This is a genomic window from Streptomyces cavernicola, from assembly GCF_029968035.1.
Classification (GTDB): Bacteria; Actinomycetota; Actinomycetes; order Streptomycetales; family Streptomycetaceae; genus Streptomyces; species Streptomyces cavernicola.
The window spans coordinates 107,581-123,090 of record NZ_JASCIQ010000011.1; the positions used below are offsets into that span (position 1 = coordinate 107,581).

Consider the following 15,510-nt stretch of genomic DNA (forward strand, 5'->3'; position numbering starts at 1 on the left):
ACGCTACATCCATTCCCGCGAGCGCCGAAGAGCCGTGAGATACGGGGCATGACAGCGAAGCCGCGGACGCGCACTCGTACTCGTACCCGCACTCGTGCCCCCGCTCTGGATCGCAGGCTGCTCCTCCTGCTCGCCCTCACCTGCGCCGTGGCCGTGGGAAACCTCTACTTCGCGCAGGCCCTGACCCCGCTGGCCGCCGCCGGTCTCGGCGTCACGCCCGACGCCGCGGCCCTCGCGGTCACCGCCACCCAAGTCGGGTACGCGGCCGGGAACTTCCTCCTCGTACCGCTGGGCGACCGGCTTCCGCACCGGCGGCTCCTCGCGACCCTGCTCGGCCTGACCGGCCTCGGGCTGCTCGCGGCCGGGCTCGCTCCGACGCTGCCGGTGCTCGCTGCCGCGTCCGGTGCCGCAGGTCTGACCAGCGTCGCCGCGCCCGTGATCGGCCCGCTCGCCGCGGGCCTGGTCGCCCCGGACCGGCGCGGAGAGGTGTCCGGGATGCTGGCCGGCGGCGCCATCGGCGGAATGCTCCTGTCCCGCGCCTTCGGCGGCGCGCTCGCCGAAGGGCTCGGCTGGCGCGCCCCCTACCTGGTCGCCGCCGTCGTGATCCTGTTCCTCGCCTGGGTGCTCACGCGCACACTGCCCGCCACCCCACCCCCCACGGCGCCGGCCGGCTCCTACCTCGCCCTGCTCGCCGGCACGCTGCAACTCCTGTGCACCGAAGCGGAGTTGCGGCGCTCCGGGTTCTACCAGGCCACCGTGTTCGCCGGTTTCTCCGCGGTCTGGACGGGCCTCGCCCTGCTGCTCACCGGCCCGGCGTACGGGCTTGGCCCCTCCGCCGTCGGCCTGTTCGCCCTCGTCGGGGCGGCGACCATGGTCTGCACCCCGCTCGCGGGTCGCCTCACCGACCGGCACGGCCCGGACCCGGTCAACCTGATCTGCCTGCTCGGCACGCTCGCCTCCGCCCCGGTCCTCGCGGCCGGCACGTGCGGCGGCACCGTCGGCCTGGTCGCACTCGTGCTCGGCACGCTCCTCCTGGACGTGGCCATGCAGTGCGGCATGGTCGCCAACACCACCCGCGTCCTCGGCCTCCGCGACGACGCCCGCAGCCGCCTCACCACCGCGTACATGACCTGCGCCTACCTCGGCGGCAGCGCCGGCTCCTGGCTCGGCGCCCACGCCTGGGACGTGGCGGGCTGGCCGGGCGTGTGCGGCCTCCTCGCCGTCTGTGCGACGGCGGCCCTGTTGCGGCACGCGGCGGTGCTGACCGGCCGCCGGCAGGCAGCGCGCTGAGGCTTCCGGCAGATGGCCGGTCCGTACGGCCGTACTGCTGGACCGCCGTACCTCCGTATCGCCATACCGCCGTACGCGACCGGCTACGCGCGGTTGCCGCGCGGGCGCTTCAGGAGCAAGTCGGCCGCGTCCGCGAGGACTTGCTCGCGGGTGCGGTCGCCGTGCAACTTGCCCTGGCCCGGCGCGGGCCCGATGTGTCGTTCGGGTCGCCGGGGCCCTGGTTCCACGTTTCCGTGGGCTGCCGCTCCGGGTTGGCGCTCAGGTCCCCGCCCGGGGTTGCTGCCTCAGGTCCCGTGTTGGGCTCCGCCTCGGGTGCCGTTGCGGGGCTGGACCTGCGGGTTGGGCTGGGATCGGCTGGCGGTGGCCCAAGTCCGGTACCTCCGCCGCCCGTTGAGCCGGCAGGAGTTCAGAATCAGCCCGTCCGGCGTTTGAGGACGAGCCTTGAGGGCGATCGGAGCGACCTCAGCCCTCGCGCCGTCCGCAGGACTTCGCAGGGACCTCAGTTCGCCGGAGGCAGTTCCCCCGAGCCGCGGGGGATCAGGCGGGTGTTCAGTTCGATGCGGCGGGCCGTGTCGGGGGCGCCGTCGAGTCGGTGGAAGAGGCGTTCCGCGGCCGTGCGGCCCAGTTGTGCGGCGTCCTGGGCGATCACCGTGACCGCCGGGCGCAGCAGGTCGGCCAGCTCGAAGTCGTCGAAGCCGACGAGGGCCACCGGCCGTTCGAGGTCGGCGAGGATCCGTACGACCGTGACCGTGACGCGGTTGTTGCCGGCGAAGATCGCGGTGACCGGCTCCGGGCCGGAGAGGATCGCCTCGGCCGCCGTGCGGACCCGCTCCGGCGCGGTGGAGCCGAGCGACACCCAGGAGTCGTGCACCGGAAGGCCCGCCTCCGACATCGCCGCGTGATAGCCGCGCAGGCGCTCGACGGCCGTGTGGATTCGGGGCTGGTCGCCGATGAAGCCGATCCTGCGGTGGCCGTGCGCGATCAGGTGGGCGACGCCGTCGCGCGCCCCGCCGAAGTTGTCGGAGAGCACCACGTCCGCGTCGATCCGCCCGGCGGGGCGGTCCACGAAGACCGTGGCGACGCCCGCCTTGAGCTCCGGCTCCAGATAGCGGTGGTCGTCACCGGCCGGAATCACCACGAGCCCGTCGACCCGGCGCGCGCACAGGGCGAGCACCAACTCCTGTTCGCGGTCCGGGTCTTCGGCGCTGGAACCGTTGATGAGCAGGGCGCCGTGCGCGCGGGCGACCTCCTCGACGGCGCGGCTGAGCGGCCCGTAGAACGGGTCGGCGAGGTCCTCCAGTACGAGACCGATGCTGGCTGTGCGACCCTTGCGCAGGACGCGCGCGCTGTCGTTGCGGCGGAAGCCGAGCGCCTCGATGGCCTCCTGGACGCGGCGCTCGGTGTCGGGCGTGACGCCCGGTTCGCCGTTGACGACGCGGGAGACCGTCTTCAGGCCGACGCCCGCGCGGGCGGCGACGTCCTTCATCGTGGGACGGTTGCCGTAGCGGTGCTCGGTGCGGGCGGTCTCGGCCACGTGTGCTGTCCTGTTCTGGTGCGACGGTGCCCCGTGGGGCTCGGTGCCCCGCGGGCTCGGCGTTCGCCGGGGGCGTTCCGGGGCGTCCGGGTCCGGAACGCGGTTCCGGGCGGTCCGGGGCGGCCCGACGGGTTGGTGCCGTCGAGCATAGAGCCTAGACAACGTTGTCAGTCTCGGTGGAGACTGTTCCCCGGTCGGTCCGCCACCCCGCTCACCAGGAGATCCGACCCGCATGTCCCACCCGGGGCGCCTCGCCATGCGGCCCCCGGCGATCCTTCACCTGGAGATCCGACTCTGATGCAGAACGACCTCGTCGCCGCACTCGACATCGGCGGCACCAAGATCGCCGGTGCGCTCGTGGACCTGCACGGGCGGATCCTGGTGCGCGCCCAGCGTCCGACCCCGGCGCAGGAGGAGGGCGAGACGGTGATGCGGGCCGTCGAGGCCGTCGTCGCCGAGCTTTCGACGTCCTCGTACTGGCCGCGGGCCCGTGCGCTCGGCATCGGCAGCGCGGGGCCCGTCGACGCCTCGAAGGGCACGGTCAGCCCCGTCAATGTGCCGGGCTGGCGGGACTTTCCGCTGGTCGAGCGGGTGGTGGCGGCCAGTGGCGGGCTGCCGGTGGAGCTGATCGGCGACGGTGTGGCGATCACGGCGGCCGAGCACTGGCAGGGCGCCGCGCAGGGGTACGACAACGCGCTGTGCATGGTCGTCTCGACGGGCGTCGGCGGCGGGCTCGTGCTCGGCGGCCGACTCCACCCCGGCCCGACGGGCAACGCCGGGCACATCGGGCACATCAGCGTGGACCTGGACGGTGACCCGTGCCCGTGCGGGGCGCGCGGTTGCGTGGAGCGGATCGCGAGCGGCCCGAACATCGCGCGCCGCGCGGTGCGCGACGGCTGGTGCCCGGGGCCGGACGGGGACAGCTCGGCGGCGGCGGTCGCGGCGGCGGCGCGTGCGGGCGACCCGGTGGCGCGCGCGTCCTTCGAGCGTGCCGCCCAGGCCTTGGCCGCCGGGATCGCCGCGACGGCGACGCTCGTGGAGATCGACATCGCGGTGATCGGCGGGGGAGTGGCCAAGTCGGGCGAGGTCCTGTTCACGCCGCTGCGCCGCGCGCTGCGCGACTACGCCACGCTGTCGTTCGTCCGCGCCCTGACCGTCACCCCGGCCCTGACGGGCACGGACGCGGGCCTGATCGGCGCGGCCGCCGCGGCGCTCGGGGCGGGGGAGCGGAAGCGTGACGTGCTGCTCGGTGGCGGCGGCTCGTGACCCTGTAGGGGTGCCTGGTGCCCTTGCCAAGTGCCTCGAACCGTATGTGAGTTGGCGCGAATCGTCGATCTCCGGAGGCACCGGAATCTCCCGCAGTGCGGCCTCCGCGTCCGGCGCCTGCGTCCGGCCCTGCGCCCAGCCCCTGCGTCCGGCCCCTCCGTCCAGGCCGTCGAAACGCCTTGCGGGCGTCGGCGCGGCCTCGGTATCGTCCCCGCCCGTGACCTCGCCCGTGCCTCTGTCTGTGACCTCGCCTGTGACCCCAACGGCCGATCCGCCAGGAGGAGTTGAGCCGCCCGCGCCCGGCACCTCTGGCCTGCGTCCCCCGAGCCTGCGCACGTCCCGTCTGCGCCTCGACCCGTACGTCCCCGAGGACGAGGCGGATTTCGTCGCGCTCTTCCAGGAGCCCCGGGTGTTCCGGTGGATGGGCGACGGCACGGCTGACGAGGACGCGAACCGGGCCCTGTTCGGGCGGATCTTCAGCAAGGTGTACGCGCGACGCCTCTTCGACGTCTGGGCCGTGCGCCACGAGGGGCGCCTGGTCGGGCACGCCGAGATCAAGCCGACCGAGCGGGCCGGCGGCCACGAGCTGGTCTACGCCCTGCACCCCGACGTCTGGGGCCGCGGCCTCGGGAGTGAGCTCGCGGGCGTGATCGTCGCCCACGGCTTCGGCGCGCTCGGCCTCACCGAGGTGCACGCCACCGTCGCCGCGCCGAACGAGGCCTCGCTCGCGGTCCTCCGCCGGCTCGGCTTCGTCCACGTACGCGACTTCGCGGAGGACGACGGCAGTACGACCCGGCTCCTCACCGTCCGCGCCGCACCGGGACCGCGTACGCACGACGCCTGACCGTTGTGCGGCGGGCGCGGCTCGCGACACGCCCGACATGCAGGGGGCGCGCGGGCCGTTTACGGTCGGGGGACGTGCTCGGCGCGCCGTGACGCGCGAGCGTTCCGCGCCATCAGCGTGAGGCAGGGCAGATGACCGAACTGGCCGGGAGGATAGCCGCGTTGATGCCGCGCGCCCGGCAGGATCTCGCGGAGCTCGTCGCCATCCCCTCGGTCGCGGACCCCCGCCAGTACCCGCCGCAGGAGTGCCGAAGGGCCGCCCAGTGGGTCGCCGACGCGTTCGCCGAGGTGGGGCTCCGGGACGTGCACCTAGCCGAGACCCCCGACGGCAGCCACGCCGTCCTCGGCCACTGTCCGGCCCCGCGCGGCGCGCCCACGGTGCTCCTCTACTGCCACTACGACGTGCAGCCTCCGCTCGACGACAGCGCCTGGACCTCGCCGCCGTTCACGCTGACCGAGCGCGACGGGCGCTGGTACGGGCGGGGCGCGGCGGACTGCAAGGGCAACATCGTGATGCACCTGACCGCGCTGCGGGCGCTCGGCGATGAACTCCCCGTAGGCCTGAAGTTCGTCGCGGAGGGCTCCGAGGAGCAGGGCACGGGCGGCCTGGAGCGCTATGTGGCGGAGCATCCGGAGCAGTTCCTCGCCGACGCGCTGCTCGTCTGCGACACCGGCAACGTCGAGGTCGGCACCGGCACCGCGACCATCACACTGCGCGGCCTGGCCGCCCTGACCGTCACCGTCGAGACGCTCCGCGGCGATGTGCACTCGGGCATGTTCGGCGGACCCGCACCGGACGCGCTCGCCGCGCTCATCCAGATGCTGGCCGCGCTCCGCGACCCGGAGACCGGCGCGACCCGCATCAACGGCCTTGACTGCGAGGGCAGTTGGGAGGGTGTGGACTACGAAGAGGCGCAGTTCCGGGCCGACGCCGGAGTCCTGGACGGCGTGCGCCTCACCGGGACCGGAACGGTCGCCGACCGGCTGTGGGCCCGTCCCGCCGTCACCGTCCTCGGCCTCGACTGCCCACCCGTCGTCGGCTCCGCGTCCGCCGTCCCCGCGCGTGCCCGCGCCCGCGTCAGCCTCCGCGTCCCGCCGGGGACCGAACCTGCCGCCGCCCTTGCCGCGCTCACCGAGCACCTCGCCGAGGCCGCGCCGTGGGGTGCGCGGGTCACGGTCGAGCCGGAGGGCGTCGGCGCGCCGTTCCGCGCCGCCACCGACGGGCCCGCGTACGCGGCGCTCGGCTCCGCCATGGGCCAGGTGTACGGGCGGCCGCCGGCGTTCCTCGGCCAGGGCGGCTCCATCCCGCTGTGCAACGTGCTCGCCGCGGCGTACCCGCGCGCCGAGATCGTCCTCATGGGCGTGGAGGAGCCGCGCTGCCTGATCCATGCGCCGGACGAGAGCGTCGACCCCACGGAGATCGAGCACATGGCGCAGGTGGAGGCTCTGTTCTTACGCGAGTACGCGACCGCCCGCCGCCGTTGACCCGACGGGTGCGGGCCCCGCAGACCGGTCCCCGGCCACCATGGGCCGGCGGGCCGCAGAGCGGGCGGGGAAGTCCGATGAGGCCCGGACTTCCCCGCCCCTCCAGCTCCCCGCCCCCAACTTCCGGCTCCCGGCTCCTCCAACTCCCCGCCCGGATAAGGGGTCAGTGCTGGTCGGCGAGGCGTCGGCCGCCCTCCAGGAGGGTCTTGAGGGCCGAGAGGATCATGACCCAGCCGCCGCTGACGCTCTCCAGCATCTTGCTGTCCGCGCTGTCGAAGCCGTCGTGCGTGATCGTCAGCTTCACCCCGGCCTCGGCCTCCTCGGCGGGCTCGATGTCGAACGTGACGCGGGAGCGCTCCTTCACGGCTTGTTCCCACTCCTCGTCCGAGGTGATGCCGATCATCTCGCGGTGCATGGGCTGCAGCGTGTGCCAGGTGTACGAGAGCCGCCGGCCGGGGACGGCCTCCAGCACGCGCTGGCCGAGCTCCTCCGCCTCGCCGTCGGGGCCCATCTTCCACTTGACGGTGGAGCCGATCTCCCAGCTGGACTGCGGACCCCAGCCGCCCATGTACTCCTTGATGAACTCCCAGTCGGTGAGCGCCTCGTAGAGCTTCTCCGGGGTGGTCTGGATGTACGTCACGTAGACGAACTCGGGCTTGCTCATGGTGGTTCCTGCGCTTTCTTCGAGGTTCCGCTTGAGGCGGGAGAGGCTCGCCAGGCGGCCCCGTTCGTACTGGCCGATCCAGCGGTCGGCGATCTCCTGGATCGGGACCGGGTTGAGGTGGTGCAGCTTTTCGCGGCCCTGCCGGACGGTCGATATCAGCCGCGCCGACTCCAGGACCGTCAGGTGCTTGCTGACCGCCTGCCGGCTCATGCCGAGCCCCTCGCCCAGCTCGCGCAGGCTCTGCCCGTTGCGGTCGTTCAGCCGGTCGAGCAGGGCCCGGCGACTCGGATCGGCGAGCGCGCGGAACACGTCGTCCATCGTCACGCCCACCACTATAGGCAACCATTTGGTTGCCCATCAAGCGTGGCTGAGGGTGAGGGCTGTCCGCTCAAGCGTGGCCGAGAGTGAGCGCTGTCCGTGCGGCTTGTTCAGGCCGTCCAGTGGCCGGGGCGCGTGACCGTGTCCGGCAGCCGGGTGCCCTCGTCGCCCCGCGCCGCGTTCACCTGCGCCTGGGTCAGGAACAGTGCGCCGCGCAGATCCGCCCCCGACAGGTCGGCGTCGCGGAGGTCGGCGCCGATGACGTCGGCCGTGCGCAGATCGGCGCCCGTGAGGTCGGCGGCGATCAGGAGGGCGCCGCGGAGGTTGGCGCCGCCCAGGTCGGCTCGGCGGAGGCGGGCGCCGATGAGGTCGGCCCCGCGGTGGTTCTTGCTCTTGCGGGGCTTTGTGCGCTTCTGGTCGGGCTGCTGCTTCTCCGGTACGGCGGCGCGGGCCAGTTCGCTCGCCCGCAGCAGCAGGGTGTTGAGCTCGCCGCGCAGGGCCGGCACGTCGACCGCGAGGACCGTCTCGGCGTCCGCGCGGGTCAGCTCCCGCACGTCGTCCCGGGCGCGCCGGAGCTCCGCCCGCACGGGCCCGGAGGTCGGCAGGGCCAGGGCCTCGTTCACGTACCAGAGCAGTTCGTGCAGGTGGCGCATGACCGGGAACGTCGCGAACATCTGCTGCGCCTTGTCCGGCTCGGCCCGCCAGTCGCGGCCGCCGAACGTCACCTGCGAGACCTGCTGGCCCGCGCCGAAGCAGTCGTAGACCGTGCAGCCCGGGTAGCCGCTCTCGCGCAGCCGGGCGTGGATGCCGCAGCTGAAGTCGGTGCGCAGATTGCCGCAGGGCGTGCCCGCGGCCTTGTTCGCGGCGAAGTCCGACGAGGCGGCGAACGGCAGGGCCACGCAGCAGAGCCCGAAGCAGGAGGAGCAGTCCGCCATCAGCTCGCTCCGGGCGGCCTCGGTGGCCTCTGCCTCCGCTCGCGCGCGGTGGTCAGGGTCGGCGGCTGCGGGCTGCTGCGACAAGGCGGCGGGTCTCCAGGTGCTGCGAAGTGTGCGGGACGCCCATTGTCCCCGACCGGCGGACCGGCCCGGCCGTCCTTGAGAGCTCGTGCTCAGCCCTCGCGTGCGGTGCGCCGGCGCGCGAGCACCTCGTCCACGTCGTACGGCTTGATGCCGAGCGGTGGGCCGGGCGGCGGGCGGAGCAGGGTGGCGGAGATCTTCTTGTTGATCTCCGTGAGGATGCTGCGCGCGGTCGCCTCCGTCGGCGCCGCCTCCGCCGCGGCGAGCGCCTCCTCGGCCTCCTTGCGGAGCGCGAGCGCGGGCGGGAGCACGGAGACGTTCTCGCGGCGCATCTTCTCTTTCAGCCACCACATCTCGTCGTACGGCCGGTCGAGGTCGGGGAGCGGGCGGCCGATGCCGGGCAGGTCGGCGAAGTCGCCGCGCTCCTCCGCCTCCCGGATCTGCTTGTCGACCCAGGACTCGAAGCTGACACCAGGGGGTTTCCGCTCGGTCACCTTGCGCTCCTCTCGGAGGACTGCCTGACTACGCCTTCCTCAACCGTACGACGGCCCGCGCCCGCGCGTCGGTGCGTGGTGTGCGTACGACAGTGTCCGTGCTGGTAGTGCGTGATTCGCGGGGGGTTCGGCCGGGAAATGGCGCGATGTCGCCCCAACACCCCGGATGTGGACGTAGGTTGGCGGTGCGGGGGAGTGTGACGGCGCAATGGGGGCGCAGTGGACCAGAGCGGCGCCGTGGCCTGCCCCGGAGCGCACGAGAACGCGCGCTCGACCGGCAGCCGGACGGAGGAGCGATGACCACGCAGAGCCACCGCCTGACCATCACCGAGCTCTCCGCCCGTGCAGACTCCGCCGTCCTGCGGGTCAGCGGCGAACTCGACCACAACGTCGAGCAGTTCTTCCTCAGCACCCTCGGCGCGAGCGTCGCCGCCGGCCGGGTGCACCTCGTCCTGGACGTCACGGCCCTCGCGTTCTGCGACTCGCGCGGCCTCAACTGCCTGCTCGCCATCCGCTGGCTGCTCGCCCGGCGCGGCGGCCTGCTGATCCTCGCCGGGGTCGGCCGCCGCCTCGCCGAACTCCTCGCGCAGACCGGCAGCACGGAACTGCTGCCCGTTCGCCGCACCGTCGCCCAGGCGCTCGCCGACCTCCCCGAGGCGCACCGCCCCGACTGGCCGCCGCACCGCGACGACACCGGCGCGCAGGACCAGCGCGAGCCGGTCGGCGAAGGCTGACCCGCGCCTCTCCGTACCTGCGGGCGGGCCGCCGCGACCCCGTGTACGTACCGTCCCGGTCCCGTGTACGTACCGTTCCGGCCCCGATCCGCCGATCGCTGGCCGACACGCCGCGCTTCACCTGCCGAGGCTGCAACTCCGGCCATGTATACGGCGGTTGCAGGGATGAACCCGTCGGGTCTGGATAGCGATGTACCTCGGGCGCCCCGGGTCCGCCCGCGGCGCCGACGTATGCACTGAGTGTCCGCAAACGCTCGGCAACCGACAATCGAAGGGTTCTCCACCATCGTGCGACCGGCCCAGGAGTTCGGCGACAACCCTGTCGCAGTCAGGCAAACCGGCCACTACACGGAGGAATACGTCCCCAGCTTCGTCGAGAAGTGGGACTCGCTCATCGACTGGCAGAAACGAGAGGAGAGCGAAGGCAACTTCTTCGTCGACCTGCTGCGCAAACGAGGCGTGAAGAGCGTCCTCGACGTGGCGACCGGCACCGGATTCCACTCCGTGCGGCTGCTCGCCTCCGGCTTCGAGACCGTCAGCGCCGACGGCAGCGCGGAGATGCTCTCCAAAGCCTTCGCCAACGGCATGAAGGACGGCCACATCATGCGCGTGGTGCAGGCCGACTGGCGCTGGCTCAACCGCGACGTGCACGGCGAGTACGACGCCATCGTGTGCCTCGGCAACTCCTTCACCCACCTCTTCGCGGAACGCGACCGCCGCAAGGCCCTCGCCGAGTTCTACGCGATGCTGAAACACGACGGCATCCTCGTCCTCGACCAGCGCAACTACGACGCGATCCTCGACGACGGCTACACCAGCAAGCACAAGTACTACTACTGCGGCGAGGACGTCGAGGTGGAGCCCGAGTACGTGGACGACGGGCTGTGCCGCATGCGGTACCGGTTCCCGGACGAGTCCGTGTACCACCTCAACATGTTCCCGCTGCGCAAGGACTACACCCGCAAGCTCATGACCGACGTGGGCTTCCAACGCGTCGACACCTACGGCGACTTCCAGCACACCTACCGCGGCGAACAGCCCGACTTCTTCGTCCACGTCGCGGAGAAGGAGTACCGCGCCGACGACGCCGCGGACGCCCGCTACTCCGGCGCCGTCAACACCGCCCGCACCTACTACAACTCGCCCGACGCCGACACCTTCTACGCCAAGGTGTGGGGCGGCGAGGACATCCACATCGGCCTCTACGAGCAACCCGGCGAACCCATCGCCGACGCGAGCCGCCGCACGGTCGAGCGGATGGCGGGCAAACTCCCGCTGACGAAGGACTCCGTGGTCCTCGACCTCGGCTCCGGCTACGGTGGCTCCGCGCGGCTCCTCGCCGAGCGGTACGGCTGCAAGGTACTCGCGCTCAACCTCAGCGAGGTCGAGAACCAGCGCCACCGCCAGCTCAACGCGGCCCGCGGCCTCACCGACCGCATCGAGGTCGTCGACGGCTCCTTCGAGAACATCCCGTACGGAGACGCCGAGGTCGACGTCGTCTGGTCCCAGGACGCCTTCCTGCACAGCGGCAACCGCGCCGGGGTGCTGCAGGAGATAGCCCGCGTCCTCAAGCCGGGCGGACGGCTGATCTTCACCGACCCGATGGCCACGGACGACTGCCCGCCCGGAGTGCTCCAGCCGATCCTGGACCGCATCCACCTCGACGACATGGGCTCACCCGCCTTCTACCGGCGAGAACTGGCCGCCCTCGGCTTCACCCCCGGCGACCCGGCCGACGTCGAGGGCTTCGAGGAACACCGCGAGCAACTCTCCACGCACTACGCGCGCGTGCTCGCCGAAACCACCCGGCAGGAGCGGGAGGGCCTCGCCCGCGAAGTGAGCCACGACTACCTCGCCCAGATGAAGAAGGGCCTCGGCCACTGGGTCGACGGCGGCCGGAGCGGCCATCTGACGTGGGGGATCTTCCACTTCGTCCGCGGCTGACCCGGAGACCGACCGTGGCGCCCATGCACCGCGAGCCGTGCGTGGGCGCCCGCCGCGCCGCCTCCCCTTGCCTCTGGCTGAAATGCGCCGCACAGCAAGGGAGTTGGCTTGCACCGGCTGTGACCGACGCCATGTGACGGCAATTCAGAAAGCCGCTTGCACCCCCCGGGGCGCGCCGCGATATTGATCCTCTGCGAAGCCGCCACACCGTCGTGGCGGCCGTGCGCGAGAGGGCGGAGCATGGCGCAGCAATGGCCGGGCAGGTCCACGCGGGACCGGGCCGTGCACACGTACCTGAAAGCCCGGGTGCTGCCGCAGGGGCAGGCCGCCGCCCCCGCCGCACCCTGCACGCTCCTCCTCGGCCCGCGCGGCAGCGGCAAGACCACCCTCCTTGAAGCGCTCGCCGGCAGCAGCGCACTCCTTCCCATGGCCCACCTCGACCTGGCACGGTTCGCACAGAGCGACAAACAGCCCGTCGACGTGCTGCACGAAGTGGCGTTCACCCTCCAGGCGCGCCGCGCCGACCCGCCCCAACTCACCTTCCACGGCTGCGAGTTGACCCGCAAGGCGCTCACCGTGCCCGTCGACCACATGGGCCGCGAGGACGCCCGCCGCGCCATGGCCGAGGCCCTCGCCATCCCGCTCGGCAAACGCCTCGCCACCGCCATCGAGGTCGGCCAGATCGCCGGCCCGCTCGTCGGCCTGCCGCCGCTCGCCACCGCCGTGCTGCAACTGATCCCGCTGGCCGAACGGACCAGGGCCTGGGGCCGCATGCAGACCGCGCTCGGCACCCGCACCAGCCTCACCTCCACGGTCTCGGCCCTGGACAAACTCGTCGCCGTCAGCAGCGACTACCACGTCACCGAGCGCGGCGCGCAAGGCCGGGCCGAGCGCGAGATCTTCGACACCTTCCTCACCGACCTGGTGCGCGCCTACGAAGGGAAGGAGTGGGCCGCCCGCTGCCTGCTCCTCCTCGACAATGTCGACAACCCACTCGGCCGGCGCTTCCTCGCACTCCTCGACGCCGCCCGCACACCCCACCCCGGCGACCCGCTCGTCGTCATCGCCGCCACCGGCAGCTACCCGGGCGCCGCACCCCAACCCGGCCCCGCCGCCCTCGGGTTGTGGCCGCCCGGCGAGCCCTTCGCCCCCGAACCGCTGGAGAGCGGCCACGTCCTCGGGCGGCTGCGCAACCTCACCCGCGCCGAGGTCCAGGAACAGGCCGCCGAGGTCGTCGGCGCCGTGCCCGCACCCACCGGGCCGCCCGCGCTCGGTGCCGTCGGCGTGAGCTGGCTCGGCTGGATCGTGCACGAACTCACCCACGGCCACCCCGCCGCCACCAGCCACGTCCTCGCCGAACTCCTCGACGGCAGCCCCACCACCCCCTGGGACGAACGGCTGCGCCGCGTACTCGAACCCGGCCCGCACAGCGGCCAGTTACTCGACCGGCTCCTTCCGCTCGGCCTCTCGCACGAACTGCGGCGCATCCTCAAACAGGCCTCCGCCTGCCCCGACCTCGCCGAGTCCCTCGTCTCCGACGGCATGCCCGAAGGCGCCGCAGGACCGCCCGCCGGGCTCTTCGAGTTCTGCTCCGACCCGCTGCGCACCCTGCACATCGACACCGGCGAGGAACGGCGCGACGGCGGCCCCGGCGTCCCCCACCCCGTCCTGCGCCGACTCCTTCTCGGCGGCCTCGCAGACCCGGCCGCCGAACACACCCGACGGCGCGCCGCCGCCTGCGCCCGCGGCGACCGCCTCGCCGAGGCCTACCACGCCCTCGCCCTCGGCGAACTACCCTTCGCCGCCGCCCACTTGGACGACACCTTCGGCTCCGGCGACGTCCGCGACTGGTGCGCCGCCCTGTGCCGACTGCGGCGCGCCCCGCTGCCCGCCCCGCGCGAGGCGGACGAGCACCGGCCGTGGCTGCGGTACGAGTCCCTCGTACGGCACCTCGACGACGACTCGGTCGGCCCGCGTCTGCGCACCATCACCCGGCTCCTCGCGGCTAGTTGGATCAGCCCCGAACCGCCCGAGGACCCGGCCACCGACCTGGTCCGCGACCCGTACGGAGACCCGCTCGCCGACCCGTACGCCGAGCTGTACCCCGAGATCAACGCCCGCTTCAACACCCTGGCCGCGGCGCACACCGGGGACGTCGTCTGGGTGGCGACGCTCCTGCAGAAGGCGCTGCAGTACAGCAAGGAGCCGTGGACGTGACCCCTCCGACCCCGCCGACCACCCCTCCGACCAGCCCTTCAGGCAACGCCCCCGTCATACGCCCGCCGAGCGCGCCCCGCAGACGAGGACTGCGCGCCCTGGCTGTGGCGTTCGCCGTGCTGGTCGCGGCCGTCGCCGGCTACTTCCTGCTGATCCGGCAGCCCGAGTGCGCCGACGGCATCGCCGAGACGTCCGACGGCCAGTGCATCGGCCTCAGCGACGGCGAGCACCCCTTCCCCGGGCTCGCCGACATCAGCGAGAAGATCCACCGGGAGAACCAGCGCGTCGCGGACGAGAAGCCCGTCACCGTCGTCCACATGGAGTCCATGTCCGGCGGCTCCGCCGACCGCGGCAAGGAAACCACCCTGGAGGCCGTCACCGGCGCCCACCTCGCCCAGCGCACCGTCAACCAGGAACGCGGCACCTTGCCCCGCATCCGGCTGCTGCTCGCCAACACCGGCAACGGCGACGCCCACGCCGACGACGTCGTCACCGACATCCTGGAGCTCCGGAAGACCGAGCGCCTCGCCGCCGTCGTCGGCGTCGGCCAGTCCAACTCCCGCACCCTGAAAGCCGTTCGACGGCTGCGCGACGCCGGGATCCCGACGGTCGGCGCGACCGTCGCCGCCGACCAGTTCGTCTCGGCGAGGGCCGGTTTCTTCCGCGTCTCGTTCCCGGCGAGCGACCAGGCCCAGGCGGCCGCCGCGTACCTGAAGAAGGAGCAGGACGCCGCCGAGTCCGCCGCCCGGAAGAGGGGCGAGAAGGCCGACTACGACGTGCAGGTGGTATGGGACCGCAAGGAGGACGACGGCTACAACAAGGCGCTGAAGGAGACCTTCGAGAAAGCGGCGAAGAAGCGCGGCGTGCACGTCCGCCCCGGCTTCATCCCCGTCTGGTCCGACGCGGGTGGCGGCGCGGGCAACGCCCTGCACGGCGCCGCCGACAAGATCTGCCGCGAGGGCGAACAGCGGCCCGACGCCGTGTACTTCGCGGGCCGCGGCCGGGAGATCCGCAGCCTGATCGAGGCGGCGGGGGAGGGCGGCCGCAGCTGCCCGGTGACCCTCGTCTCCGGCTCCAGCGCGGTCGGCGTCTACTTCGACACGACCGGCGCGAGCCACAGCGAGGAGCTCCGCACCCTCGACGAACGCTGGGCCGCCTCCGGCATGAAGGTCCTCTACACCGCGTTCACCCACCCCCGCGTCGCCGCGAAGACGTACGGCGACGGCGCCAACTCCCCGTACCCGAGGTTCGAACGCGACTACTTCGCCGTACGCGGCGGCACCCCCGCCTCCCTCGCCGACGGGCAGGCCATGCTCGGGCACGACGCGGTGCTCGCCGTGGGCCGCGCCGCGCGAGCCGCGTACGCGCACTATCCGGGCAGCAAGGACGTCGCCGCCGATGTGCGCGCGGAGCTCGGTCAGCTCAACAACGGCAACGTCGTCCGCGGCGTCACCGGCGAGATCGCCTTCCACGAGCAGACCGGCGAGCCCGTCGATCGCCCGATGGCCCTGGTCCGCCTCCACCGGCCGGGCGGGAAGGACGGACGCTTCGCGTACGAGGAGGCGCTGTACCCGTAGTTGTCCGGGGCAGCGGTGGCGGTGCTGTCGGGGGCGCGACGGGTGCTGTCGGGGGCCGCGACGGTGGTCGACGTGGGCCCCTTCTCCACCGACGGCGCGCTCGTCCTGGCGGCCGCCCCGGACGTCGA

At 72.9% G+C, this 15,510-nt stretch carries 13 protein-coding genes; 8 read left to right on the plus strand and 5 right to left on the minus strand.

Features of this window, described 5'->3' with window-relative positions; all coding sequences use genetic code 11:
• Window positions 1-48: 48 nt before the first annotated feature.
• Window positions 49-1,290, plus strand: a complete 1,242-nt coding sequence (locus QIS96_RS12815) for an MFS transporter (protein WP_282542641.1) — start codon at window positions 49-51, stop codon at window positions 1,288-1,290.
• Between the two features lie 83 nt (window positions 1,291-1,373).
• Here QIS96_RS12815 and QIS96_RS12820 read toward each other — a convergent pair whose 3' ends face one another.
• On the minus strand, window positions 1,374-1,517 hold the full coding sequence (locus QIS96_RS12820; RefSeq protein WP_282542642.1) for a hypothetical protein: 144 nt from the start codon (window positions 1,515-1,517) through the stop codon (window positions 1,374-1,376).
• 272 nt (window positions 1,518-1,789) lie between these two features.
• Entirely contained in the window at window positions 1,790-2,824 is a 1,035-nt protein-coding gene (locus QIS96_RS12825) for a LacI family DNA-binding transcriptional regulator (protein ID WP_408907172.1), read from the minus strand.
• A gap of 297 nt (window positions 2,825-3,121) precedes the next feature.
• Between QIS96_RS12825 and QIS96_RS12830 the strand changes: the two genes are divergently transcribed.
• From QIS96_RS12830 to QIS96_RS12840, 3 genes are all read left to right on the plus strand, one after another.
• Window positions 3,122-4,090, plus strand: coding sequence for an ROK family protein (locus tag QIS96_RS12830; RefSeq protein WP_282542643.1), 969 nt, complete (start codon window positions 3,122-3,124; stop codon window positions 4,088-4,090).
• Window positions 4,091-4,403: 313 nt separating this feature from the next.
• Window positions 4,404-4,934, plus strand: coding sequence for a GNAT family N-acetyltransferase (locus QIS96_RS12835; RefSeq protein WP_282542718.1), 531 nt, complete (start codon window positions 4,404-4,406; stop codon window positions 4,932-4,934).
• Window positions 4,935-5,065: 131 nt separating this feature from the next.
• Window positions 5,066-6,418 carry a dipeptidase gene (locus QIS96_RS12840; protein ID WP_282542644.1) on the plus strand — a complete coding sequence of 451 codons (1,353 nt, stop codon included), beginning with the start codon at window positions 5,066-5,068 and terminating at the stop codon, window positions 6,416-6,418.
• A gap of 163 nt (window positions 6,419-6,581) precedes the next feature.
• Here the strand turns inward: QIS96_RS12840 and QIS96_RS12845 are convergent, their stop codons facing one another.
• The 3 genes from QIS96_RS12845 to QIS96_RS12855 all read right to left on the minus strand — a co-directional run bounded on the left by QIS96_RS12845 (window position 6,582) and on the right by QIS96_RS12855 (window position 8,910).
• Window positions 6,582-7,400 carry an ArsR/SmtB family transcription factor gene (locus tag QIS96_RS12845; RefSeq protein ID WP_282542719.1) on the minus strand — a complete coding sequence of 273 codons (819 nt, stop codon included), beginning with the start codon at window positions 7,398-7,400 and terminating at the stop codon, window positions 6,582-6,584.
• A 110-nt stretch (window positions 7,401-7,510) separates the two neighbouring features.
• On the minus strand, window positions 7,511-8,335 hold the full coding sequence (locus tag QIS96_RS12850; protein WP_282542720.1) for a pentapeptide repeat-containing protein: 825 nt from the start codon (window positions 8,333-8,335) through the stop codon (window positions 7,511-7,513).
• Window positions 8,336-8,508: 173 nt separating this feature from the next.
• On the minus strand, window positions 8,509-8,910 hold the full coding sequence (locus tag QIS96_RS12855) for a DnaJ family domain-containing protein (RefSeq protein WP_282542645.1): 402 nt from the start codon (window positions 8,908-8,910) through the stop codon (window positions 8,509-8,511).
• Between the two features lie 296 nt (window positions 8,911-9,206).
• Here QIS96_RS12855 and QIS96_RS12860 point away from each other — a divergent pair, with 296 nt between their 5' ends.
• The 4 genes from QIS96_RS12860 to QIS96_RS12875 all read left to right on the plus strand — a co-directional run bounded on the left by QIS96_RS12860 (window position 9,207) and on the right by QIS96_RS12875 (window position 15,382).
• Window positions 9,207-9,644, plus strand: a complete 438-nt coding sequence (locus tag QIS96_RS12860; protein WP_282542646.1) for an STAS domain-containing protein — start codon at window positions 9,207-9,209, stop codon at window positions 9,642-9,644.
• Window positions 9,645-9,932: 288 nt separating this feature from the next.
• Window positions 9,933-11,588, plus strand: a complete 1,656-nt coding sequence (locus QIS96_RS12865; protein ID WP_282542647.1) for a glycine/sarcosine N-methyltransferase — start codon at window positions 9,933-9,935, stop codon at window positions 11,586-11,588.
• Between the two features lie 240 nt (window positions 11,589-11,828).
• The gene (locus QIS96_RS12870; RefSeq protein WP_282542648.1) at window positions 11,829-13,805 is read left to right on the plus strand and encodes an ATP-binding protein; all 1,977 of its coding nucleotides are present in this window, start codon (window positions 11,829-11,831) and stop codon (window positions 13,803-13,805) included.
• Window positions 13,802-15,382 (plus strand): ABC transporter substrate-binding protein, encoded by a 1,581-nt coding sequence (locus tag QIS96_RS12875; protein ID WP_282542649.1) that lies wholly within the window; start codon window positions 13,802-13,804, stop codon window positions 15,380-15,382. The genes QIS96_RS12870 and QIS96_RS12875 overlap by 4 nt, the downstream gene beginning before the upstream one ends.
• Window positions 15,383-15,510 lie beyond the last annotated feature (128 nt).

Coding starts and splice junctions, on each gene's coding strand:
- QIS96_RS12815 (WP_282542641.1), top strand. CDS start 49: ATGACAGCGAAGCCGCGGACGCGCACTCGTACTCGTACCCGCACTCGT.
- QIS96_RS12830 (WP_282542643.1), top strand. CDS start 3,122: ATGCAGAACGACCTCGTCGCCGCACTCGACATCGGCGGCACCAAGATC.
- QIS96_RS12840 (WP_282542644.1), top strand. CDS start 5,066: ATGACCGAACTGGCCGGGAGGATAGCCGCGTTGATGCCGCGCGCCCGG.
- QIS96_RS12845 (WP_282542719.1), bottom strand. CDS start 7,400: ATGGACGACGTGTTCCGCGCGCTCGCCGATCCGAGTCGCCGGGCCCTG.
- QIS96_RS12850 (WP_282542720.1), bottom strand. CDS start 8,335: ATGGCGGACTGCTCCTCCTGCTTCGGGCTCTGCTGCGTGGCCCTGCCG.
- QIS96_RS12860 (WP_282542646.1), top strand. CDS start 9,207: ATGACCACGCAGAGCCACCGCCTGACCATCACCGAGCTCTCCGCCCGT.
- QIS96_RS12870 (WP_282542648.1), top strand. CDS start 11,829: ATGGCGCAGCAATGGCCGGGCAGGTCCACGCGGGACCGGGCCGTGCAC.